We start from the raw sequence: 21599 nt of genomic DNA, 5'->3' as shown, positions 1-21599 counted from the left end.
GCGTCGTGTTGAAGATGATTCGCCGGGTCGCTGCCGGAACGCACCCGGAGCTGGAAATGGGCGCTTACCTGACCGAAGCCGGCTACCAGCACATCTCGCCGCTGTTGGGCGCTGTGGTGCGGGTCGATAACGAGGGTCAGGACAATCTGTTGATGATCGCCCAAGGTTATCTGAGCAACCAGGGCGACGCCTGGGAGTGGACGCAGAATAACCTTGAGCGTGCGGTGCGCGACGAAATGGCCCATGGGCATTCGAACCTCGACCAGCACGCCAACGCGCTGGTGGAACTCAAGGATTTCGCGGGCCTGCTGGGGCAGCGCCTGGGCGAAATGCACGTGGTGCTCAGCGCCGCGACCGACAACCCGGACTTCAAGACCGAAGTCACCAGCGTCAAGGACAGTCAGGCGTCGGCCAAAAGCGTGGCGGCGCAAGTCGAACGTGCCCTTGATCTTCTGGAGCAGCATCGCGATTCGCTGGAACCCGGCGATCAGCAACTGGTCAGTGAGTTGCTGAGCAAACGCAAACCGCTGCTGGCACAGGTACAAGCCCTGGCCAAACAGTCGGTCGGCGGATTGCGCATGCGGGTGCATGGCGACTTGCACCTGGGGCAAATGCTGGTGGTCAAGGGCGATGCTTATCTGATCGACTTCGAGGGCGAACCGGCACGTCCGCTGCAGGATCGGCGGGCCAAATACAGCCCGTTCAAAGATGTCAGCGGCGTGTTGCGATCTTTCGACTACGCTGCCGCCATGGCGATGCGCAATGCACAGGCAGCCGACACCTCGCCGGAAGCTGCCGCAGCGCGAAAACATGTCGCCGAAACCTATTTGAGTCAGGCGCGGGAAGCGTTTCTCGGGGGCTACAAATCAGCCACCGTCGACGTTGCCCATGCCTGGAAAGATGCTAAGGGGGAGGCCGCTGCACTGGCGCTGTTCACCCTGGAAAAAGCCGCTTATGAAGTGGCCTACGAGGCCGAGAATCGGCCGACCTGGTTGTCGGTTCCGCTTCAAGGCTTGCGCGGGCTGTTGAACTTGTCTGATGGAGAATGAAAATGAGTGCGTCTGACCAATTCGGCGAAGGCAACCACAAGTTGTTGCCCAGTGCCGGCGATATGGACGCGTTGATCCGCGCCGAACACCGCGATCCTTTCTCCATGCTCGGTCCGCACAGCGACGGCAAGGACGGCCAGGTGATTCGCGCCTATCTGCCCAATGCCCTGAGCGTGCGTGTGCTGTCTCGGGATGGCGAACGCGATCTGGGTGAGTTGACCATGAGCGATAAGCCCGGTTTTTTTGCCGGGCATTTTCCGGTCCGCGAACCCTACCTGCTGAAAATCAACTGGGCCACCGGTGAACAGATCACCGAGGATCCTTACAGTTTCGGCCAGTTGCTCGGTGAAATGGACTTGTATCTGTTCGCCGAAGGCAACCACCGTGACTTGAGCAGCGCACTGGGTGCCCAAGTGAAAACCGTCGACGGCGTCGAGGGCGTGCGCTTCTCGGTCTGGGCGCCGAATGCGCGGCGGGTTTCGGTGGTGGGCGACTTCAACAGTTGGGACGGTCGTCGGCATCCGATGCGGGTCCGATATCCCTCCGGCGTATGGGAGATCTTCATTCCGCGCATCGGCCCTGGCGAAGCCTATAAATATGAAATCCTTGGCCAGCACGGGGTACTGCCGCTCAAGGCGGACCCGATGGCCCTGGCGACCAAGTTGCCACCCGACACCGCCTCCAAAGTTGCCGCGCCGTTGAACTTCGACTGGCAGGACACCGACTGGATGCAGTCTCGTGGCGAAAAGCAGGACGTGCACAAGCCGATCTCGATCTACGAACTGCACGCCGGCTCGTGGAAATGGCACCACGGCGGCGAAGACGAGCCTGATCGTCCGTTCAACTGGCACGAACTGGCGGACAACCTGATTCCGTATATCAAGGATCTGGGCTTCACCCTCATCGAGCTGATGCCGATCATGGAACACCCGTTTGGTGGTTCGTGGGGCTACCAATTGCTGTCGCAGTTCGCACCGAGCGCGCGCTACGGCACGCCGGAAGATTTCGCAGCCTTCGTCAACGCCTGTCACCAGAACGACATCGGCGTGATTCTCGACTGGGTGCCGGCGCACTTTCCGACCGACACCCACGGTCTGGCGCAATTCGACGGCACCGCGCTGTACGAATACGGCAACCCGCAGGAAGGCTTCCACCAGGACTGGGACACGCTGATCTACAACCTGGGCCGCACGGAAGTGCACGGCTTCATGATCGCGTCCGGCCTGCATTGGCTGAAGAACTTCCACATCGATGGTTTGCGCGTGGACGCCGTGGCCTCGATGCTCTATCGCGACTATTCGCGCAAGGCCGGGGAGTGGGTGCCGAACCGTTATGGCGGCCGCGAGAACCTGGAAGCCATCGATTTCCTGCGCCACCTCAACGACGTGGTCGCACTGGAGGCACCGGGCGCGCTGGTCATCGCCGAGGAATCCACGGCCTGGCCGGGGGTCAGTCAACCCACGCAACAGGGCGGTCTGGGCTTTGCCTACAAGTGGAACATGGGCTGGATGCACGACACGCTGAAGTACATCGAGCAGGACCCGATCCATCGTCAGCATCACCATGATCGTCTGAGCTTCGGGCTGGTGTATGCGTGGTCCGAGCGTTTCATTCTGCCGATCTCACATGACGAGGTGGTGCACGGCAAGCACTCGCTGATCGACAAGATGCCGGGTGATCGCTGGCAGAAGTTCGCCAACCTGCGCGCTTACCTGACGTTCATGTGGACCCACCCGGGCAAGAAGCTGCTGTTCATGGGCTGCGAGTTCGGGCAGTGGCGGGAGTGGAACCACGACACCGAGCTGGACTGGCATTTCCTCAACTATGCCGATCACAAGGGCGTGCACACCCTGGTGGGCGACCTCAACCGGTTGTATCGGTCTGAGAAGGCGCTGTACGAGCAGGATTGTCAGCCGCAGGGGTTCCAGTGGGTCATCGGTGATGATGCCGGCAACAGCGTGTACGCCTATTTACGCTGGAGCAAGGAGGGTGAGCCGCTGCTAGTGGTGGCCAACCTGACACCGGTGCCGCGTCATGGCTATCGCGTCGGGGTTCCGTTCAGTGGCAAGTGGGCCGAGCTGCTGAATTCGGACGCCGAGGCGTATGCGGGTTCCAATATCGGCAACGGCGGGGCGGTGATGGCTGAAGAGATCAAGAGCCATGGTCAGGCGTGTTCGCTAGCGTTGAATCTGCCGCCGCTGGCGGTGGTGGTGTTCAAGCCGGCCGGGGAGTGATCGCGGCCACCGGATGTTGATCGTTCCCACGCTCTGCGGCGTTACCACCCGGAGCGTGGGTACGATTATCAAACGATCATGAGGGGTAGCAACGGTCATGATACGTCTGTAGCAGTCCGGCTTGCCGGCGGTGGCAACCTTTAAGCGGTGGCAACCTTTAATAAGCCACCGCCGGCAAGCCGGACTGCTACGGGATGTGTGCTCACGAAAGTGATGCCGGTCTTCCGCGCATACCGGACGCGCGCCGACCCGCGCCACGAATCACTCGCCCGCCGCTTCCACCTTGCGCGGCGCCATGAAATACATCCAGATCAGCGCGATGAAGTACATCGCCGGGATCAACGTAAACAGCACGTTGTAATTGTTGTGGGTCGCCGTCAGCACCGCGCCGACGATCTGTGTCATGAACATCCCGCCGATCGCCGCGCACATCCCGCCGAAACCGAACACCGTGCTCATCATGTGTTTGGGGGTGTAATCCATCACCAGACTCCAGATGTTAGCCGTCCAGGCCTGATGCGCGCCGACCGCAAGGGCGATGGCCGCGACGGCTACCCACAATCCGCTGGCGTTGGCGGCAAACACCACGCAAATGATGGTCAGCGCGAAAATCAGCATCGACAGCAGCCGCGAGGTGGTAGGGCGCATGCCGCGACCGATCAACCACGAGGACAGGATCCCGCCGCCGATACTGCCGAAGTCCGCCGTCAGCCAGATCAGGATCAGCGGGATCCCCATCTGCGTCACGCTGATGCCCAGGTTGTACTGCTGATTCAGAAACGGCGGCAACCAGTACAGGTAAAACCAGAACACCGGCGCGGTCATGGCGTAGGCCAGGGCGAAGGCCCAGGTCCCACGCATTTTCAGAATCTGCGAGAAGGGCACTTTTTCCGGAACCGGCTCCGCGTCGCTGGCCTGATTGATGTAGTCCAGCTCGCTCTGCCGTACGGTCGGGTGCTCTTCAGGATTGAAGTACTTCAGGCGCCAGGTGATGACCCACACCAGCCCCAGCGACCCCATGCAGATAAACGCCGCCTGCCAGCCCCAGACCGTCAGGATCAACGGCAACAGGGCCGGGGTGACCATGGCACCGACGTTGGTGCCGGCGTTGAAGATCCCGGTCGCCACGGCACGTTCGCCCGCAGGGAACCACAACCGGGTGGTCTTGACGCAGGCCGGGTAGTTGGCGGCTTCGGTCAGACCCAGAATGAACCGGCAGACCATGAAGCCCGCAGCCGAGGTCGCCAGGCCGTGAGCCCCGGTCGCGAAGCTCCAGAGCAGCACCGCCAGGAAGAACGCGCGCTTGACCCCGACCTTGTCGATGAACCGGCCTTGCAACAGAAAGCCGACGGCGTAACCCACCTGGAACCAGAAGTTGATGTTGGCGTAATCCATCGCCGTCCAGCTCATCTGCTTGGCCAGGATCGGTTGCATCACGCCCAGGGCGGCGCGGTCGATGTAGTTCAGGGTGGTGGCGAAGAACACCAGAGCCAGCATCCCCCAGCGGGTCTTGCCGACAGCGAGGGCGCCTCGGATCTTTTCACCGATCCCGGCATGAGGATGCACAGGGGTGGCTGCGACCGGCGCAGGCGAAGCAGGGTATGAGCGCATGAGCATTTAACCTGTCTTGGAATTGTTATGGTTTTGTCTGTGTGAGGCTGTCCCGAGTAAGGCGGCATCGGGTCGTAACTGATGAAAAGGGCTTCCTTGTCCGACAATGTGGAGTTGATGTTGGAGCGCATCGGCAGAGGCGTCAATTGACTCGGGGTATTTTTGGGCGATTATCGAACACAAAACTAACCGGTCCGTACATTTAATTTGCGATGGCAGGATACCGGGAGAATAATCGGTCTGACACCTGAGCATCAGCTGAAGAACTGTCCGCCGGGTGCAATCAACGAGGAGTCATGACATGCAGCGCTCGATTGCCACCGTATCCTTGAGCGGAACCCTGCCGGAAAAACTCGAAGCCATTGCCGCTGCGGGCTTCGATGGCGTGGAAATCTTTGAAAACGATCTGCTGTACTACGACGGCAGCCCGCGCAACGTTCGCCAGATGTGCGCCGACCTTGGCATCGCCATCACCCTGTTCCAGCCCTTTCGCGATTTCGAAGGCTGCCGCCGCGACAGGCTGCAGCGCAATGTCGACCGCGCCGAGCGCAAATTCGACCTGATGCAGGAGCTGGGCACCGACCTGGTGCTGGTCTGTAGCAACACCGCCAGCGATTCGCTGGGCGAGGAAAACATTCTGCTGGACGATCTGGCGCTGCTCGCCGAACGGGCCGGCGCGCGCGCGCTGCGCATCGGCTACGAAGCACTGGCCTGGGGGCGTCATGTGAACACCTGGCAGCAGGTGTGGAATCTGGTGCGTCAGGTTGATCACCCCGCGCTGGGCGTGTTGCTCGACAGCTTTCATACCCTGTCGTTGAAGGGCGATCCCAGCGGTATAGCCAATATTCCCGGCGACAAGATCTTCTTTGTACAGATGGCCGATGCCCCGGTGCTGGCGATGGACGTGCTGGAGTGGAGCCGGCATTTCCGATGTTTCCCCGGTCAAGGCGAGTTCGATCTGCCGGGGTTCCTCGCGCCGATTCTGAAAAGTGGCTACACCGGGCCGCTGTCGCTGGAAATTTTCAACGACGGCTTCCGCGCCGCGCCGCCAAGGGCCAATGCCGCCGACGGCCTGCGCTCGCTGCTGTACCTGGAGGAGAAGACCCGGGCGCTGCTGGCGCAGGAGGCACAGCCGGTCGAGCCGCAATTGCTGTTCAATCCTCCCGCTGCCAGTGTTTATGACGGCGTCGAGTTCCTCGAATTCGCGGTGGATGATGCCCAGAGCGCACGACTGACGGGCTGGCTGGAAAAGCTCGGTTTCGCAAGACTCGGCCAGCACCGCTCCAAAGCGGTCAGCCTGCTGGGGCAGGGCGACATCAAGATCGTATTGAACGCCGAACCTTATTCCTTCGCCCACAGCTTTTTCGAATCCCACGGCCCGTCGCTTTGCGCCACCGCCTTGCGCGTGGAGAACGGCAATGCGGCGCTGGAACGTGCGCGGCTCTACAAGGGGCAGCCTTATCGTGGCCTGGTGGGGCCCAACGAGCGGGAAATCCCGGCGGTGCGCGCGCCGGATGGCAGCCTGATCTATCTGGTCGAGCCTGCGGCCCCCGGTCAGTCGATCTACGACAGCGATTTCAACGTCAGTGCCCAGGCGTCGATCGGAGGCGGTCTGCAGCGCATCGATCACATGGCCATGGCGCTGCCGGCCGAGAGTCTCGACAGTTGGGTGTTGTTCTACAAGACGCTGCTGGATTTCGAGGCCGACGACGAAGTGGTGCTGCCCGATCCGTACGGTCTGGTGAAGAGCCGGGCGCTGCGCAGCCGTTGCAGCACCGTGCGCCTGCCGCTGAACATTTCAGAGAATCGCAACACCGCGATCTCCCATGCGTTGTCCAGCTATCGCGGTTCGGGCGTGCATCACATCGCGTTTTCCTGTGACGACATCTTCGCTCAGGTCGCGCGGGCGAAGGAGGCGGGCGTGCAGTTGCTGGATATTCCGCTCAACTACTACGACGATCTGGCGGCGCGCTTCGATTTCGACGACGAGTTCCTCAGCGAGCTGGCCTACTACAACGTTCTTTACGACCGCGATGCCAACGGTGGGGAGTTGTTTCACGTCTACACCGAAGCGTTCGATGACCGGTTTTTCTTCGAGATCCTGCAGCGCAAGAACGGCTACATCGGTTACGGCGCCGCCAACGTGGCCGTGCGTCTGGCGGCCATGGCCAAGTCGCGCAGCGGGTCGGCGCGACAGGCGCGGCTGTGACCCACTGATGGCCATGCTGGCATATGCCACTTCCGTAACGCGGCAGTGCGGCTCATAATCGCGGCATTCCACCGTGGTCGTGAGCCAAGCATGAAAACTGTCGACGACACCCTTGCCGAAGCGCCCGTAGAGGCGCCACGCAAGAGCCGCAAGAATAATCCGGAAAAAACCCGCGACGGCATCCTTCAGGCGGCCGTCGCCGAGTTCGTGGCCCAAGGGCTGTCGGGCGCCAGGGTCGATGCCATCGCCGAGCGCACGCAAACCTCCAAGCGCATGATCTACTACTACTTCAACAGCAAGGAACAGCTGTACACCGAAGTACTGGAGAAACTCTACGGCGACATCCGCCATACCGAAAGCAGCCTGAAACTCGATGTACTGGCACCTATGGAGGCGATTCAGCGCCTGGTCGAATTCACGTTTGACCACCATGACCGCAATGTCGATTTCGTGCGCATCGTCTGCATCGAGAACATCCACAACGGCGACAACGTCAAACAGTCACCGACGATCCGTGCCTTGAGTCAGCACGTATTGCAGGCGCTGGACGAGACCCTGCGCCGGGGTGAACAGGAAGGGCTTTTCCGTCCGGGTGTGCAGGCGGTGGATCTGCACATGCTGATCAGTTCGTTCTGTTTCTATCGCGTGTCCAACCGCCACACCTTCTCGGAAATCTTCCAGATCGAGCTGGAAGACCGTGAGGTGAAAGAACGGCACAAGGCGATGATCAGCGATTCGGTGACCCGATATCTGATGCCGTAAGAAGCTCGCCCTGCGGGGAGAAGCAGTTCTGCGTAGCCGGGGCATCTCCAGCAAACCACCGCGTTAGTAGAAGCACGGGAGTTACTGTTGGATTTTGATTCTGGCCGGAGGCCTCCCACGCCTTTCAGGCAGAAGTCTTTCGGCGTGTCCGGCGGCATCCGCGTTTGTAGCAGCCCGGCTTGCCGGCGGTGGCGCCTTTGAAATCGTCACCGCTGGCAAGCCGGGCCGGTGCAGGCGGGATCAGACGAAAGGGCGTGCTCAGGCATCCAGTGAGTGGAAGAATGCCTGCATCCGCTGCGCGTCGGCTTTTTCGCCGGTGAACAGTTCGAACGCCTTGACCGCCTGAAACACCGCCATGGTGCTGCCATCCAGCGTCCGGCAGCCCAGGCGTCGGGCGTGGGACAGCAATTGGGTCTGGAGCGGGAAGTAGATGATCTCGGCCACCCATAATTGCGCCCGCAGCAACTCTGGCGGCAACGGCGTGCCCGGCAGTTTCGCCATGCCCACCGGGGTGGTATTGACCAGCCCGTCGGCCTTGGCCATCGAAGTCGGCAGGTCATGCCCGACCTGAGCGCGACCGGCACCGAAGTGAGCATTGAGGTTGTCCACAAGACTCTGCGCACGCGCCGGGTCCACTTCAAAGACGCTGAGTTGTTCAACGCCATCGCTCAACAGCGCATGGGCTACCGCCGCCCCCGCACCACCCGCGCCCAGTTGCACCACGCGTCCACGGCTGACATCGCCCAGCTCGCGACGAAACCCTTCGGCAAACCCCAGGCAATCGGTGTTGTGGCCGATGCGTCTGCCATCCCTGAACACCACGGTATTGACCGCGCCAATGCTGCGCGCCTCGTCGGACAATTCGTCAAGCAGGGGGATGACGGCTTGTTTGCAGGGGAAGGTGATGTTCAAACCGGTGAACCCACAACGCTGTGCGCCGTCGAGCAGCTGCGGCAGGGCGGTGACGTCGAGTTTCTGCGCATCCAGGTCGATGATGCGGTACAGATAGCGCATCCCTTGCGCGTCACCTTCGTGCTCGTGCAGCGCGGGCGTGCGCGAGGCCTGGATACCTGCGCCGATGAGGCCGGCGAGGATGGACGGTTGAGTAGCGTGTGACGTCATGGCGATGGACTCTTGTTATTCAATACTCACGCCGGGATAAGCGTGGGATGAGCGGAATGTACCAGATAGTTAATAGTGCAAAAATGCTCAACCCGGCGCCACCGCGCAATCTGTTCGATAACCGCCCATTTCCTCGAAGAAGCCGAGCCGAAGCCCTTTCGATCTACGCCCCACCCAGGAAATCGGGATACTCTACTGCGCTGCCTTTGAGGGTCATTCAAGGAACCGCATTGATGTCGCAACGCCAATCGACGCTCATCGCCCTGTTGGTGGCGGTCACGTTTTTCATGGAAAACCTCGATGCCACCGTCATCGCCACCGCCTTGCCGCAGATGGCGCAGACGTTTGGCGTAGCGCCCGTTGACCTGAATATCGGCATGAGTGCCTACATGCTGGCAATAGCAGCGTTCATTCCCATCAGCGGCTGGCTGGCGGATCGATTGGGCTCGCGGCAGGTGTTCGGCGGCGCAATCGTGCTGTTTACCTTGTCTTCGTTGCTCTGCGGCATCAGCACCAGTGTGGAAACCTTTGTCGCTGCTCGGGTTCTGCAAGGTATCAGTGGCGCGATGATGGTTCCGGTGGGGCGTCTGGCGGTCATGCGCGCCACCGAGAAAAAGGATCTGGTGCGGGCGATTTCCCTGATCACCTGGCCGGGGCTGGTTGCCCCGGTGCTCGGGCCGCCACTGGGTGGCTTCATCGTGACCCACGCGTCGTGGCCGTGGATTTTCTACCTCAACCTGCCGCTGGGTATTGTGGCCTTGATCGCGACGTGGGTACTGATCCCCAGCCGCAACGAAATCAGTCGGCGCGCCTTCGATTTCCCAGGCTTCGTGCTGCTGGGCGTGGCTTGCACGGCACTGCTGTATGGCATGGAAATGCTGGGGCAGGGCCGTGGGAATCCGTGGTCGGGGTTGCTGGTCACCGGCACCGGGCTGGTCTGCGGCGCCTTGGCCTGGGCGCACATGCGCAGGCGCACCGAGCCCTTGATGAATGTCAGCGTGATCGGCATCCGAACCTTCAGTGTCAGCTTGTTGGGCGGCTCATTGTTTCGCATCGCCATCAGCACCTTGCCCTTTCTTCTGCCGCTGATGTTCCAGCTCGGGTTCGGCCTGTCGGCGTTCGACTCCGGCCTGCTGGTGCTGGGCGTGTTTGCCGGCAATCTGGCGATGAAACCGTTCACCAGCGCGATCATGCAACGCTGGGGCTTTCGTCCGGTGCTGATGGTGAACGGCATCATCGGCGTGATTGCCATTGCCGCCTGCGCGCTGCTCAACGAACAGATGGGCTGGCCGTTGATTCTGCTGATTCTGTTCATCGGCGGGCTGTCGCGCTCGATGCAGTTCACGGCGTTCAATACCTTGGGGTTCGCCGACGTGCCCAAGGCACAGATGAGCGATGCGTCAACCCTGTTCAGTATGTTGTTCCAGTTGAGCATGGGGCTGGGCGTGGCCATCGCCGCCCTGTTGCTGCGCGGCTCGATGGCCCTGCATGGCAATGAGGGGCAGGCGGTGACCGCTGATTTTCAATTGACCTTTGTCTGGGTGGCGCTGATCGCCTTGCTGGCGATGCTGGACAACCGGCGCCTGTCGGCGGAGTCCGGTGCGGCGGTGTTGCAGCGCAAGGGCTGATCACCCTGTCTAAAACCGCCACCCCCGATGCGCGCTTTGACTATTGCCCATCGCCGCCACAGGGCGGAGTATCTCGTCATCGATGCATCACACACCTACAACAATAAGCGTCTAAGGAAGACACAGTCATGCAGATCGAAGGCAAGGTATTTCTGGTCAGTGGCGGCGCATCCGGGCTGGGCGCGGCAACCGCGCAGATGCTGATCGAGGCGGGCGCCAGGGTCATGCTGGTGGACATCAACGTCCAGGCGCTCGACGCCCAGGTCGAAAAGCTCGGCGCCAATGCCCGCGCCAGTGTCACCGACATCACCTCGGGAAGCGCCGCTCAGGCGGCAGTGGCAAGCGCCGTGACAGCGTTCGGTCAGATCAACGGTCTGGTCAACTGCGCCGGCATCGTCGGCGCGCAAAAAATCCTCGGCAAGGAAGGTCCCCACGGGCTGGACAGCTTCAGCCAGGTCATCAACGTCAATCTGATCGGCAGTTTCAACCTCTTGCGCCTGGCGGCAGCCGCCATCGCCGAAGGCACGCCCGACGACGGCGGCGAGCGCGGCGTCATCATCAATACGGCGTCGGTTGCCGCCTTCGATGGCCAGATCGGGCAAGCCGCCTATGCCGCGTCCAAGGGCGCAATTGCCAGCCTGACACTCCCCGCCGCCCGCGAACTTGCGCGTTTCGGCATCCGCGTGATGACCATCGCCCCCGGTATTTTTGAAACCCCGATGATGGCCGGCATGACCCCGCAGGTGCGCGAGAGCCTGTCCGCCGGCGTGCCATTCCCCCCACGGCTGGGCAAGCCTGAGGAGTACGCCGCACTGGTGCGCCACATCATCGAAAACAGCATGCTCAACGGCGAGGTGATCCGTCTGGACGGCGCCTTGCGCATGGCCGCTCGCTAATCGAGGAGATTGCTCATGTCACTGAACACACGTCAATCGCTGAACGACGACCCGGTCGTGATCGTCAGCGCCGTTCGCACACCCATGGGCGGCTTTCAGGGCGACTTGAAAAGCCTGACCGCGCCGCAACTGGGGGCGGCGGCGATTCGCGCCGCTGTCGACCGCGCAGGCCTTGGGTCAACGGATGTCGAGCAGGTCCTGTTCGGCTGCGTTTTGCCGGCAGGGCTGGGACAGGCACCCGCCCGCCAGGCCGCATTGGGCGCTGGCCTGAGCGACGGCACGCTGTGCACCACACTCAACAAGATGTGCGGATCGGGCATGCAGGCGGCGATCATGGGCCATGACCTGCTGCTCGCCGGCAGCGCCGATGTGGTGATCGCGGGGGGCATGGAAAGCATGTCCAATGCGCCGTATCTGTTGGACAAGGCCCGCGGCGGTTATCGCATGGGCCATGGTCAGGTCATCGATCACATGTTTTATGACGGTCTGGAAGACGCTTACGAGCGTGGCCGCCTGATGGGCACTTTCGCCGAGGAATGCGCTGCGTTCGAAGGCTTCAGCCGCGAAAGTCAGGATGCCTTTGCCGTTGCGTCACTGACCCGCGCACAGGAGGCCATGAAGCAGGGGCATTTCGAGGCTGAGATCGTGCCGGTACAAGTGACCGTGGGCAAGGAACTGAAAGTCATCACTCAGGACGAACAGCCGCCCAAGGCGCGACTGGACAAGATCCCGACCCTCAAACCAGCGTTTCGCCAAGGCGGGACGGTCACCGCTGCCAATTCCAGTTCCATTTCCGACGGTGCGGCGGCGTTGACCCTGATGCGTCAATCCGAAGCCGGGCGACGAGGGCTCAAGCCGCTGGCGGTGATCCACGGGCACGCGGCCTATGCCAACAAGCCGGGACTGTTTCCAACGGCTCCGATTGGCGCCATCGAAAAATTGATGACCAGGACCGGCTGGGCACTGAGTGATGTCGATCTGTTCGAAATCAACGAAGCCTTCGCGGTGGTGGCGCTGGTCACCATGAGCAAGCTCGAGTTGTCCCACGAAAAAGTCAATGTCAATGGCGGCGCCTGCGCGCTGGGGCATCCCATCGGTGCCTCAGGTGCGCGCATCCTGGTCACATTGCTGTCGGCGCTCAAACAGCGCGGCTTGAAACGCGGCGTAGCGGCCATCTGTATCGGCGGCGGTGAGGCGACCGCCATGGCGGTTGAAATCGTTTAGCTGATTAAAAACAATGGGTTAAAGCGCAAAGCTAAAGTCGTCTGAGGTTGCTTCGAGCTTCTCGAATAAAACAATAAATGGATGAATAACAATGAGTTACACAACGATCCTCAAAGAAGTTAAAGGTCGCGTAGCGCTGCTCACCCTCAACCGTCCAGAGGCATTGAACGCGCTCAACTCGCAGTTGATCAGCGAACTCAACCACGCGCTCGATGAATTGGAAAGCAATCGGGAGATTGGGTGCATCGTGCTGACGGGCTCGGCCAAAGCCTTCGCCGCAGGCGCTGACATCAAGGAGATGGCGGAACTCAGATACCCGCAGATCTACCTCGACGACCTGTTCAGCGACAGCGACCGCGTGGCCAACCGACGCAAGCCCATCATTGCCGCCGTTTCAGGCTTTGCCTTGGGCGGCGGCTGCGAACTGGCGCTGATGTGCGATTTCATCCTGGCCTCGGACACGGCCAGATTCGGTCAGCCCGAGATCAAACTCGGCGTATTGCCGGGTATGGGCGGGACACAGCGGCTCACGCGCGCGGTGGGTAAGGCCAAGGCAATGGAAATGTGCCTGACCGGGCGCATGATCGATGCGGTGGAGGCCGAACGCGCTGGGCTGGTGGCGAGAATCGTGCCTCAGGCTCAATTGCTCGACGAGGCGCTGAAGGTGGCCCAGAGCATCGCCGCGAAGTCGCTGCCCGTGGCCATGATGGTCAAGGAAAGCGTGAACCGCGCTTTCGAGGTCAGTCTGGCCGAGGGCATTCGTTTCGAGCGCAGGGTGTTTCATGCGGCGTTCGCCAGCGAAGACCAGAAAGAAGGCATGGCTGCGTTCATAGAAAAACGCGATCCGGATTTCAAACACCGTTGATCGGGTCTGCACCTGCTAACCCTGCGCTCGCGACAGGGTTTACCTCAGGCCAGTTTTTCGGCGGGAAGCGGGCTGCGCCGGAACACGCTGCGAAGGGGACGGCAATGCCCCGGATGCACCAGACACAGCTGTTCCCCATGGCGTGTGTACAGTTGTAGCAAACGTACGCATTGCGCAGGGCTCAGCCCCAGCCAGCCCTCGGTGTCGGTCTTGCCTTCGAACAGAATGTCCTCGGCGCCGATACGCGCCAGAAGGGCGAGGTCGGGGGTCGGCATCCGCACGATGTACCAGGTGCAGTTGGCCAATGGCAGTTGCGTATCACCGGGGTGCGTCAGTTGCAGATCGTCGAGGGGCTCGTCGCCGGTTTCGTTCTCGACCGGCGAGTGGGCAGTGTTTAGCGGTGTGTAGTGAATCCCGGTGTCACTGATACTCAATGTTGCGCGGCTGGTCTGCAGGATCAACGGGGTGTGGCTGTCGATCCGCAGTTGCTCATCGGGACGCAACTGCAGCAGGCTTCCCCCGGGCTCATGGACCACACCATCGAGTTGCAACGTGCGGTTGAGCTGCGTCGCGATGGGCGCGTCGTCCAGGACGCCACAGATCACCGGCTGATCGGGATCACCCTCGAAAAACCGAACCTGCAGCCGGCTCCCGGCGGGTTGTTTTCCCACGCTGGCGAACACCGGCGCCCAACTGTCCTCTCCACCAAAGGCCGGCGACTCCGATTGCCAGTCGTAACGAATCTTCAACCGTCCGTGAGCGTCGGCTTCATCGTGGGTCTGTATCGCGCTGAAAACGCCTGTAAACGTCGGCCTGGGGCTTTCCTGTGCCGGACGAAACGGCATCGTCCACGGCAGGACCAGAAAACGGTTCTCGTAACTCGCCAGAACGGGCTTGTCGAAATGGGTGCGCTGGGGATGCAGACTGGCAACGGCAAGCGGGGACTGGTTGGCGGTGGCAATCGCCTGGAGAATCTGGACCACGTTCGCAGTCGAACAGTGCCGCAACGGCGTCAACTGCTTCGCTGAATGCTGCACTTGGGTCAGCAGCCACTGATCATTGAGCAAAGGGTCCGTGTGCCCCTCGACCCTCACCACCTGGCCGCTGCGCAATGAACAATGACGGCTGCGCCCGATGATCTCGCGGCGTTCGCAGCGCAGGCGTTGCAACTCGCGTTCGCTGACCTGGCGCTGCCGACCCGGAGGTTCGTCGGCGACGGATTGCGCCCAGACCGACTGGTTATCGGCGTACTGTTGAGCCAGCGAAACGGAAGAAAACGCCGGGGCATAGAACTCTCCGGCGTGGCTGCTGTAGCAGTTGCGCATCGACAGTTGCTCGGCCAGATGGTCGACGGCAATCGCAAACGGCCATTCCGGGAAACCCGCCGGATCGTCGGAAAACACCAGCGCATGCCGGTCCCTGTGGTGTTCGAAACGAAAGCCGATGCCTTCTTCTTCGCACAGCCGGCGCAACAGATGCAGATCGCTTTCGTCGTACTGCACACAGTGTTTTCGGGGTGGATAAAGGCCGATCAGTTGCTCGAAACGAAAGGCCTCCTCGTGCAGGCGGTGATCATGCAGCAGGTTCGCGAGAATCTGCGGGACGCTCATGCCGTTGTAGGTCCGCCTTCGAACCCTGCCGGCAAGCCGTTGCACCGAAGGCATCAGGCACAGGCGGTACAGGCTCAGCTCCGGCCCGCGGTGCAGTTGCCGCAGGGCAAAGACCTCGCCCTGCAGCCCGTCGGTTTCATTTGCTCCCGCGCCCATGGTCAACCAGGCATTGCGGTGCAGCAGGCCGGCGCAGTCCAGTGCGGGATCGGGGCTGACCAGATCCACGTCGAAGCGAAAGGGCGCATTCAGACGGTCCTGGCCGTGGACGCCGATCACCTGCAGATCGTCAGGACAGTCGGCGATGGCCAAGGTCATTACCACGTGCTGATCTTCGCGCATCCGCTATTTCACCTTGAAAATTCGAGGCGCAGAGGGTACGAAAAGCCACAGGATAAAAGGGCGACTTCTGAATTTTCGGAAACAGACTACAAGCTGCGTTTGCATATCTCAGCGTCTGTGGTGCCGTTTTCCCCGAAACTTATCCTCTTCCGTTTGATCAACTCGCACACTTCAGGGGTTTCATATGGCGGCATCGCGTATAAAATGCGCCGGGCGCCATGAAACTCCCGTGGCGTGTCATCATCGGTCACCATTTACAGCATTCATCGCCATCGGCCCGGCGCGCCACGCCGTGCCGGCATTGACGATCTATCGCCATCGGAACAAGAGAGCAATCATGGGCGCACAGTGGAAGGTCAAACACAAAGAAGCAGCAGCCAACGCCAAAGGGCGGATTTTCGGCAAGCTGTCCAAGGAAATCATGATTGCCGCGCGTTCCGGCGCGGACCCCGAGATGAACGCCCGGTTGCGTCTGGTGGTCGAGCAAGCGAAAAAGGCCTCGATGCCGCGTGAAACCCTGGAGCGGGCGATCAAGAAGGGCGCCGGCCTGACCGGTGAACACGTCCATTTCGAGAAGGTCACGTACGAAGGCTTTGCCCCGCACAAGGTGCCAGTGATCGTCGAATGCCTGACGGACAACGTCAACCGCACGGTTGCCGAGATTCGCGTGCTGTTCCGCAAAGGTCAGATGGGCGCGGCCGGTTCGATCACCTGGGACTTCGACCATCTGGGCATGATCGAAGCGGCGGGCGCTGGCGAGGCCGATCCGGAAGAAGCCGCCATCGAGGCCGGCGCTCAGGATGTCGAGGCCGGCGACGAAGGCGTGACGCTGTTCTACACCGAGCCCACCGATCTGGACGCCGTGTGCAAGGCGTTGCCGGAGTTCGGTTTCACCGTGGAGTCGGCGAAGATCGGCTACCGCCCCAAAAACCCGGTCGAAGGCTTGAGCGACGAGCAGATGGCTGAAGTCGAAGCCTTCCTCGAAGCCATCGACAGCCACGATGACGTGCAAAACGTTTATGTAGGTCTGGCGGGCTGATTCCAGGGCACAGGCTTCAGGCCAGCGCCGGGTAGTCGATGTAACCGCGCTCGTCCCCGCCGAAGAAACTGCTCCCGTCTGCGGCATTCAACGGGTGGCCACCCTGAAAACGGGCCGGCAGATCAGGGTTGGCAATGAACGGACGGCCGAACGCGATCATATCGGCGCGGCCGTCCAGCAGGGCTCTTTCGGCGCTCTGCTGGTCATAGCCGCCCGCCAGCATCAGCACGCCGGTGAAGTCGCCGCGCAGACGCTCGATGATCGCATCCCAGCGCGGGTCGAACTGTTCGTCGCGCACGGTGCCGACCATCGCTGGCTCCACCAGGTGCAGGTAGGCCAGGTTCATCGCGTCGAGCTGGCGAACGATATAGCTAAAGGTTTCTTCGGGGGTTTCGTCGCCCATCCCCATGAAACGTCCCATCGGTGTCAGTCGCACGGCGACCCGATCCGCCCCCACTTCCTCGACGACCGCTCGGGTCACCTCCAGGACCAGACGAGCGCGGTTCTGCAATGAGCCACCGTATTTGTCGTCACGCCGATTGCTGGCCGAGTTGATGAACTGGTCCAGCAGATAACCGTTGCCCGCATGAATTTCCACACCGTCCATGCCCGCCAGCAGGGCATTGCGTGCGGCTGCACGATAATCCTCGATGATGGACTCGATCCCCTCGACGGTCAGCGCCTGTGGCACCGGCACATCGCCCCAGACGCCATTGCCTTGTTCGTCAATGATGAACGTCTTGCCCGGCACCGGCAGGGCACTGGGTGCCACGGGTAAAGCCCCCTGGGGCTGAAACACCGGATGGGAAACCCGGCCCACGTGCCACAACTGCAGAAAGATCCTGCCGCCTTCGCCGTGCACCGCGTCACTGACCTGTTTCCAGCCAGCCACCTGTTCTGCACTGCGGATACCCGGCGTCCAGGCGTAACCCTGTCCTTGCTGGGAGATTTGCGTGGCTTCGGTGACGATCAATGCCGCGCTGGCTCGCTGGCGGTAGTACTCGACGTTCATCGGCGTCGGTACGTTGCCCGGTTGTCCGGCGCGGGAACGGGTGAGCGGCGCCATCGCGATGCGATGGGCCAGGGTCAGGTTGCCGAGGGTGATGGGGGTGAACAGTTTCATGGTGGCCGTCTCGCTGTGCGGAATGTGGGTGTTCGATGGCCTCCACGTTAGGGGGTGTGGCTCAGGGAGAGAATCGGTCGGCGGCGCAAAAGGGCGTTGCGTGTAACGCAAGGCAGATCACCCCGCCAAAATCTCCTGCATGAACCCCATAAACGCCTTCACCCGCTTCGACCCACGGTGATTGGGCAGGTACAGCGCCGAGATCTCGCCCTTGGCGTTATCCGGGTAGGCCGGGCTGTTTTCGAACAGCTCGACCAATTGCCCCTCGACGATGTCCTGGTCGATCAACCAGTCCGGGAGCAGGGCGATGCCGGTGCCTGAGTGAGCCAGTTCACGAAGCACTTCGGCGTTGTTGCTCTTGAAGCGTCCGTTGACCGGTACGCGGATTTCTCCGTCGAGGGAGAGAAAGGTCCAGGCCTGTTGTGGGGTGCCGTAGTTGAAGCGCAGGCAGTCGTGGCTCGACAGCTCGGCGGGTGTCTCTGGGCGGCCGTGGCGTTCGAGGTAAGCGGGGCTGGCGACGACACGCCGGCGAAACGTTCCGACCGGGCGACTCACGACGCCATCCATGGGCGCAGCCAGGCCGAGGCGAATCGACAGATCGACGCGTTCGCTGAACAGGTCGACGATGCTGTCGGTGAGGGTGATGTCCAGTTCCAGGCGCGGGTAGCGGCTCATCAGCGTCCCGAGTCTGGGCGCAATAATACGTCGGCCGAATGCCGTGGGGACCGAGATGCGCAGCGGCCCGGAGGGTTCCTCATCGCTGTCCATCACGATGGCATCGGCGTCGGCCACCTCTTCGAGGATCTTGCGCGCCCGTGAGTAATAGGCGGCGCCGGCCTCGGAGACGGTCACCTGGCGGGTGGAGCGGTTGAACAGGACGGTTCCCAGTTGCGCTTCGAGCGAGTCGATCATCCGCGTCACGCTGGAAGTCGCCACGCCCAGTTGCCGGGCCGCGGCAGAGAAGCCTTTGGCGTCGACGGTTTCCACGAACATTTTCAAGGCCAGCAGCTTATCCATCGATCATCCCGGTGCGTCCACTCATACGTTGCGCGAGTGTAGGCGGTGGCGGTCTGGGCGCCAATGGCGCCAGGTTCGATCAACGGCCATGATCTATTCCTGTATGGAATCCGCTGTATAAAAAACATGAATTTTATTTATGACCGCTGGACCTCTACCGTAGGGCGATCACGAAGCAGAGGAGCCGCCATGAGCGCCCAGTCGTCATCCCCGACCGTTGAATCGTCCGCCGCCGAAGAGCACTGGAAACGCAACCTCGCGGTCTGCGTGTTTGGCGCGTTCACCACCATCATCGCGATGACCTTGCTCCTGCCGTTTCTGCCGTTGTATGTCGAGCATCTCGGCGTCAGCGATCCTGCGGCCGTCGTGCAATGGTCCGGAGTGGCGTTCGGCGCGACATTTCTCAGCGCTGCCTTGACGGCGCCGTTGTGGGGACGGCTGGGTGATCGCTACGGCCGCAAGCTGATGTTGATTCGCGCCAGCCTGGGCATGGCGATTGCGATGTCGCTGATCGGCCTGGCAGAGAACATCTACCAACTGGTGGGGCTGCGTTTGCTTGCCGGGCTGCTGGGCGGCTATGCGTCGGGTGCGACGATCCTGGTCGCGACCCAGACCCCCAAAGAACGCTCGGGCTGGGCTCTGGGAATGCTGTCATCGGGGATCATGGCGGGCAACCTTACCGGCCCGTTGATTGGTGGACTTTTACCCCCGCTGATCGGTATCCGCAACACCTTCTTTCTGGCGGGCGGGGTGATCTTCATCACTTTTCTTGCAACCTTGTTCCTGATGAAGGAAGCGCCACGTCCAAATCGCCAGGCTGGAGCAGCCAAGGCTGGCGCGGTGCGTCCATGGGATCTGATCCCGGACAAGAAGCCGGTCATCACCATGTTCGTGGTGGCGTGTCTGGTGATGTTCTCGATCATGTCCATCGAGCCAATCATCACGGTTTACCTGATCCAGCTGGGCACTGAGAACGTAACGCTGATGGCCGGGCTGGTGATGTCTGCGACGGCACTGGCCAGTGTGTTGTCGGCCTCGCGCATCGGCAAACTGGCCGATCGCATCGGGCACTGGAGAGTGGTGATCGGTTGTCTCATCGCCGCGGCGGTGTTGCTGATCCCCCAGGCGTTCGTCACCAGTGAGTGGCAACTGGTGGTCCTGCGTTTTCTGATGGGTATTGCACTGGGCGGTCTGCTGCCGTGTATCGCAGCGATCATCCGCCATTCCGTGCCCGACGTCATCGCCGGGCGAATGCTGGGCTATTCGACGTCCAGTCAATATGTCGGGCAGGTTCTGGGACCCTTGACCGGTGGCTATCTGGGTGGGCATTTCGGCATGCCCATCGTATTCATCGCGACCTGCGTGCTGATGGCCGGATGCGCAGCCGTGATGCTGGCGATGCGGCCTCGATGATTGGCTCGCAAGGTACGGCCTGATACTTCAGTCAAGGCGAGGGGGGGGGCGAATCGTGTCCTCGCCGACCTCTGTCACCGCCGGCTTGATCGCCACGAAGCAGCGCCAGTCACTGGCACGCTGTTGACGCCTGTCAATAGCGTCTGTAACGACGGCCAATCCGTCTTTCAACAGCTGTTTTTGTAGGACTCTTCTCCAAACCGATTCAGACGCCTCTTGATCGTTTCCGGTGGTCTGGCATCGCCGCGCGGATTGACTCATCGTCCGCGCAGCGAAACGTCAGGCGTCTGTCCTGCCCTCGCTCATCCACCTCTGTCACCGCGCATGGACGCAGCGGATCAACCCTTTTGCCAAGGAGGCAAACCATGCTCGAAAAAACACCGGTGTTCTTCAATCACAGCCGCCACAAGCTGCACATCGACGGCTGCACATCCCCCATCGACGTCCTCGCCTTCGAGGGCGACGAACAACTCAACCAGCCATTTCGCTACACCGTGGAATTCACCTCGTCCGATCTGGACATCGGCCCCGAGCAGATGCTCGCCCGGGACGCCAGTTTCACCTTGCATGTCGCCGCCCACCTGCTGCCCAAGGTCTATCGCGGCCTGCCGGTGCCCGAGGTCAAACCGCTGCGCACGCTGTGCGGCAGGATCACCGCGTTCAAGCGGCTGTCTGCCTCGCGGGACGAGGCGCACTATTCGGTGGTGATGCAGCCGCGTCTGGCGCTGCTCGATCGCGGGCGCCAGTACCGCATTTACCAGCACCAGTCGGTGCCGGAGATCGTCGCAAGCATTTTGCGCAGCCGGCACGAATTCGAGGGCTACGAGTTCTCGTTCAAGCTGCTGCGCGAATACCCACGCCGCGAGCAGGTGATGCAGTACGGTGAGAGCGACCTGGCGTTCATCACGCGGATTGTCGCCGAGGTTGGCATCTGGTTTCGCTTCAGGACCAACGAGAGTGGGCTGTTCGAGGTGGTCGAGTTCAACGACGACCAGCGTCACTACCTCAACCCCGGCATGAAGATGCCGCACCTGGCGCAATCGGGGCTGGCGAGCACCGGCGAGGACGCGGTGTGGGGCTTGCAGGTCAGCCATCAGGTGGTGGAGAAGAACATCCATTTTCGCGCCTACGACCCGCGCAACGCTGCCGCCAGACTGGACAGCAACGTCGATCAGAGCCGGGGCTCGACGACGACCTACGGCGAGGCCTATCACTACGCCGAGCCCTACACCGTGCTCGGCGACAAATTCAATCAGTACGAAAAACTCGAGAGCGAAAGCGGCTACTTCTATGCGCGTCTGCGTCACGAGCTTTACCTCAACGACCGCACCCGCCTGAGCGGTTTCAGCAGTAGCGCCATTCTGGCCCCGGCGCAGATCATCGACGTCACCGGCACCGCGCCGAGCGCGTTCAAACCCGGCGCGGTGGTCACCCGGCTCATCACCCGTGCCACCCGGG

At 61.6% G+C, this 21599-nt stretch carries 15 protein-coding genes and 1 pseudogene; 11 read left to right on the top strand and 5 right to left on the bottom strand.

Annotated elements, in window-relative coordinates; all coding sequences use genetic code 11:
- Both D3M70_RS33260 and glgB read left to right on the top strand, forming a co-directional pair.
- On the top strand, nucleotides 1-1049 hold a 1049-nt coding region (locus D3M70_RS33260; protein ID WP_256659864.1), incomplete at its 5' end, for a putative maltokinase.
- Between the two features lie 2 nt (nucleotides 1050-1051).
- Nucleotides 1052-3283 (top strand): 1,4-alpha-glucan branching protein GlgB, encoded by a 2232-nt coding sequence (gene glgB, locus D3M70_RS15690; protein WP_120126641.1) that lies wholly within the window; start codon nucleotides 1052-1054, stop codon nucleotides 3281-3283.
- A gap of 261 nt (nucleotides 3284-3544) precedes the next feature.
- Here glgB and D3M70_RS15685 read toward each other — a convergent pair whose 3' ends face one another.
- Nucleotides 3545-4894 carry an MFS transporter gene (locus tag D3M70_RS15685; RefSeq protein ID WP_120126836.1) on the bottom strand — a complete coding sequence of 450 codons (1350 nt, stop codon included), beginning with the start codon at nucleotides 4892-4894 and terminating at the stop codon, nucleotides 3545-3547.
- 301 nt (nucleotides 4895-5195) lie between these two features.
- On the opposite strand from D3M70_RS15685, the gene quiC reads away from it, so the two are divergent.
- Both quiC and D3M70_RS15675 read left to right on the top strand, forming a co-directional pair.
- Complete coding sequence (gene quiC / locus D3M70_RS15680) at nucleotides 5196-7103, top strand: 3-dehydroshikimate dehydratase QuiC (protein ID WP_120126640.1); 1908 nt, start codon at nucleotides 5196-5198, stop codon at nucleotides 7101-7103.
- Nucleotides 7104-7193: 90 nt separating this feature from the next.
- Complete coding sequence (locus D3M70_RS15675) at nucleotides 7194-7865, top strand: TetR/AcrR family transcriptional regulator (protein WP_120126639.1); 672 nt, start codon at nucleotides 7194-7196, stop codon at nucleotides 7863-7865.
- Nucleotides 7866-8123: 258 nt separating this feature from the next.
- On the opposite strand, the gene D3M70_RS15670 is transcribed toward D3M70_RS15675, so the two are convergent.
- Nucleotides 8124-8987, bottom strand: coding sequence for a shikimate dehydrogenase (locus D3M70_RS15670; RefSeq protein ID WP_120126638.1), 864 nt, complete (start codon nucleotides 8985-8987; stop codon nucleotides 8124-8126).
- Between the two features lie 233 nt (nucleotides 8988-9220).
- Here D3M70_RS15670 and D3M70_RS15665 point away from each other — a divergent pair, with 233 nt between their 5' ends.
- The 4 genes from D3M70_RS15665 to D3M70_RS15650 all read left to right on the top strand — a co-directional run bounded on the left by D3M70_RS15665 (nucleotide 9221) and on the right by D3M70_RS15650 (nucleotide 13600).
- On the top strand, nucleotides 9221-10615 hold the full coding sequence (locus D3M70_RS15665) for a DHA2 family efflux MFS transporter permease subunit (protein ID WP_120126637.1): 1395 nt from the start codon (nucleotides 9221-9223) through the stop codon (nucleotides 10613-10615).
- Nucleotides 10616-10743: 128 nt separating this feature from the next.
- Complete coding sequence (locus D3M70_RS15660) at nucleotides 10744-11511, top strand: SDR family NAD(P)-dependent oxidoreductase (protein ID WP_120126636.1); 768 nt, start codon at nucleotides 10744-10746, stop codon at nucleotides 11509-11511.
- A gap of 15 nt (nucleotides 11512-11526) precedes the next feature.
- Nucleotides 11527-12735 (top strand): acetyl-CoA C-acyltransferase, encoded by a 1209-nt coding sequence (locus D3M70_RS15655; protein ID WP_120126635.1) that lies wholly within the window; start codon nucleotides 11527-11529, stop codon nucleotides 12733-12735.
- Nucleotides 12736-12826: 91 nt separating this feature from the next.
- Nucleotides 12827-13600 carry an enoyl-CoA hydratase gene (locus D3M70_RS15650; RefSeq protein WP_120126634.1) on the top strand — a complete coding sequence of 258 codons (774 nt, stop codon included), beginning with the start codon at nucleotides 12827-12829 and terminating at the stop codon, nucleotides 13598-13600.
- 44 nt (nucleotides 13601-13644) lie between these two features.
- Here the strand turns inward: D3M70_RS15650 and D3M70_RS15645 are convergent, their stop codons facing one another.
- Nucleotides 13645-15549: a type VI secretion system Vgr family protein gene (locus D3M70_RS15645; RefSeq protein WP_120126633.1), complete on the bottom strand. Its 1905-nt coding sequence runs from the start codon at nucleotides 15547-15549 to the stop codon at nucleotides 13645-13647.
- A gap of 337 nt (nucleotides 15550-15886) precedes the next feature.
- Here D3M70_RS15645 and D3M70_RS15640 point away from each other — a divergent pair, with 337 nt between their 5' ends.
- Entirely contained in the window at nucleotides 15887-16588 is a 702-nt protein-coding gene (locus tag D3M70_RS15640) for a YebC/PmpR family DNA-binding transcriptional regulator (RefSeq protein ID WP_120126632.1), read from the top strand.
- 16 nt (nucleotides 16589-16604) lie between these two features.
- Here the strand turns inward: D3M70_RS15640 and D3M70_RS15635 are convergent, their stop codons facing one another.
- Both D3M70_RS15635 and D3M70_RS15630 read right to left on the bottom strand, forming a co-directional pair.
- Nucleotides 16605-17711: an alkene reductase gene (locus D3M70_RS15635; protein WP_120126631.1), complete on the bottom strand. Its 1107-nt coding sequence runs from the start codon at nucleotides 17709-17711 to the stop codon at nucleotides 16605-16607.
- A 117-nt stretch (nucleotides 17712-17828) separates the two neighbouring features.
- Nucleotides 17829-18728 carry a LysR family transcriptional regulator gene (locus tag D3M70_RS15630; protein ID WP_120126630.1) on the bottom strand — a complete coding sequence of 300 codons (900 nt, stop codon included), beginning with the start codon at nucleotides 18726-18728 and terminating at the stop codon, nucleotides 17829-17831.
- Between the two features lie 189 nt (nucleotides 18729-18917).
- Between D3M70_RS15630 and D3M70_RS15625 the strand changes: the two genes are divergently transcribed.
- Nucleotides 18918-20141, top strand: coding sequence for an MFS transporter (locus tag D3M70_RS15625; protein WP_120126629.1), 1224 nt, complete (start codon nucleotides 18918-18920; stop codon nucleotides 20139-20141).
- A 365-nt stretch (nucleotides 20142-20506) separates the two neighbouring features.
- Nucleotides 20507-21599, top strand: a pseudogene (locus tag D3M70_RS33255) (type VI secretion system Vgr family protein); the annotation flags it as partial.

The sequence above is a fragment of the Pseudomonas sp. LS-2 genome, assembly GCF_003605735.1.
Classification (GTDB): domain Bacteria; phylum Pseudomonadota; class Gammaproteobacteria; order Pseudomonadales; family Pseudomonadaceae; genus Aquipseudomonas.
Note: the sequence above shows the minus strand (reverse complement) of the source record. Positions and strands in the feature narration are given on the sequence as shown.

Excerpts from the sequence above, each read along its gene's own strand:
- D3M70_RS15630 (WP_120126630.1), bottom strand. The coding sequence starts at position 18,728 with ATGGATAAGCTGCTGGCCTTGAAAATGTTCGTGGAAACCGTCGACGCC.
- D3M70_RS15635 (WP_120126631.1), bottom strand. The coding sequence starts at position 17,711 with ATGAAACTGTTCACCCCCATCACCCTCGGCAACCTGACCCTGGCCCAT.
- D3M70_RS15685 (WP_120126836.1), bottom strand. The coding sequence starts at position 4,894 with ATGCGCTCATACCCTGCTTCGCCTGCGCCGGTCGCAGCCACCCCTGTG.
- D3M70_RS15650 (WP_120126634.1), top strand. The coding sequence starts at position 12,827 with ATGAGTTACACAACGATCCTCAAAGAAGTTAAAGGTCGCGTAGCGCTG.
- D3M70_RS15640 (WP_120126632.1), top strand. The coding sequence starts at position 15,887 with ATGGGCGCACAGTGGAAGGTCAAACACAAAGAAGCAGCAGCCAACGCC.
- D3M70_RS15625 (WP_120126629.1), top strand. The coding sequence starts at position 18,918 with ATGAGCGCCCAGTCGTCATCCCCGACCGTTGAATCGTCCGCCGCCGAA.
- glgB (WP_120126641.1), top strand. The coding sequence starts at position 1,052 with ATGAGTGCGTCTGACCAATTCGGCGAAGGCAACCACAAGTTGTTGCCC.
- D3M70_RS15645 (WP_120126633.1), bottom strand. The coding sequence starts at position 15,549 with ATGCGCGAAGATCAGCACGTGGTAATGACCTTGGCCATCGCCGACTGT.
- D3M70_RS15660 (WP_120126636.1), top strand. The coding sequence starts at position 10,744 with ATGCAGATCGAAGGCAAGGTATTTCTGGTCAGTGGCGGCGCATCCGGG.
- D3M70_RS15675 (WP_120126639.1), top strand. The coding sequence starts at position 7,194 with ATGAAAACTGTCGACGACACCCTTGCCGAAGCGCCCGTAGAGGCGCCA.
- D3M70_RS15655 (WP_120126635.1), top strand. The coding sequence starts at position 11,527 with ATGTCACTGAACACACGTCAATCGCTGAACGACGACCCGGTCGTGATC.
- quiC (WP_120126640.1), top strand. The coding sequence starts at position 5,196 with ATGCAGCGCTCGATTGCCACCGTATCCTTGAGCGGAACCCTGCCGGAA.
- D3M70_RS15670 (WP_120126638.1), bottom strand. The coding sequence starts at position 8,987 with ATGACGTCACACGCTACTCAACCGTCCATCCTCGCCGGCCTCATCGGC.
- D3M70_RS15665 (WP_120126637.1), top strand. The coding sequence starts at position 9,221 with ATGTCGCAACGCCAATCGACGCTCATCGCCCTGTTGGTGGCGGTCACG.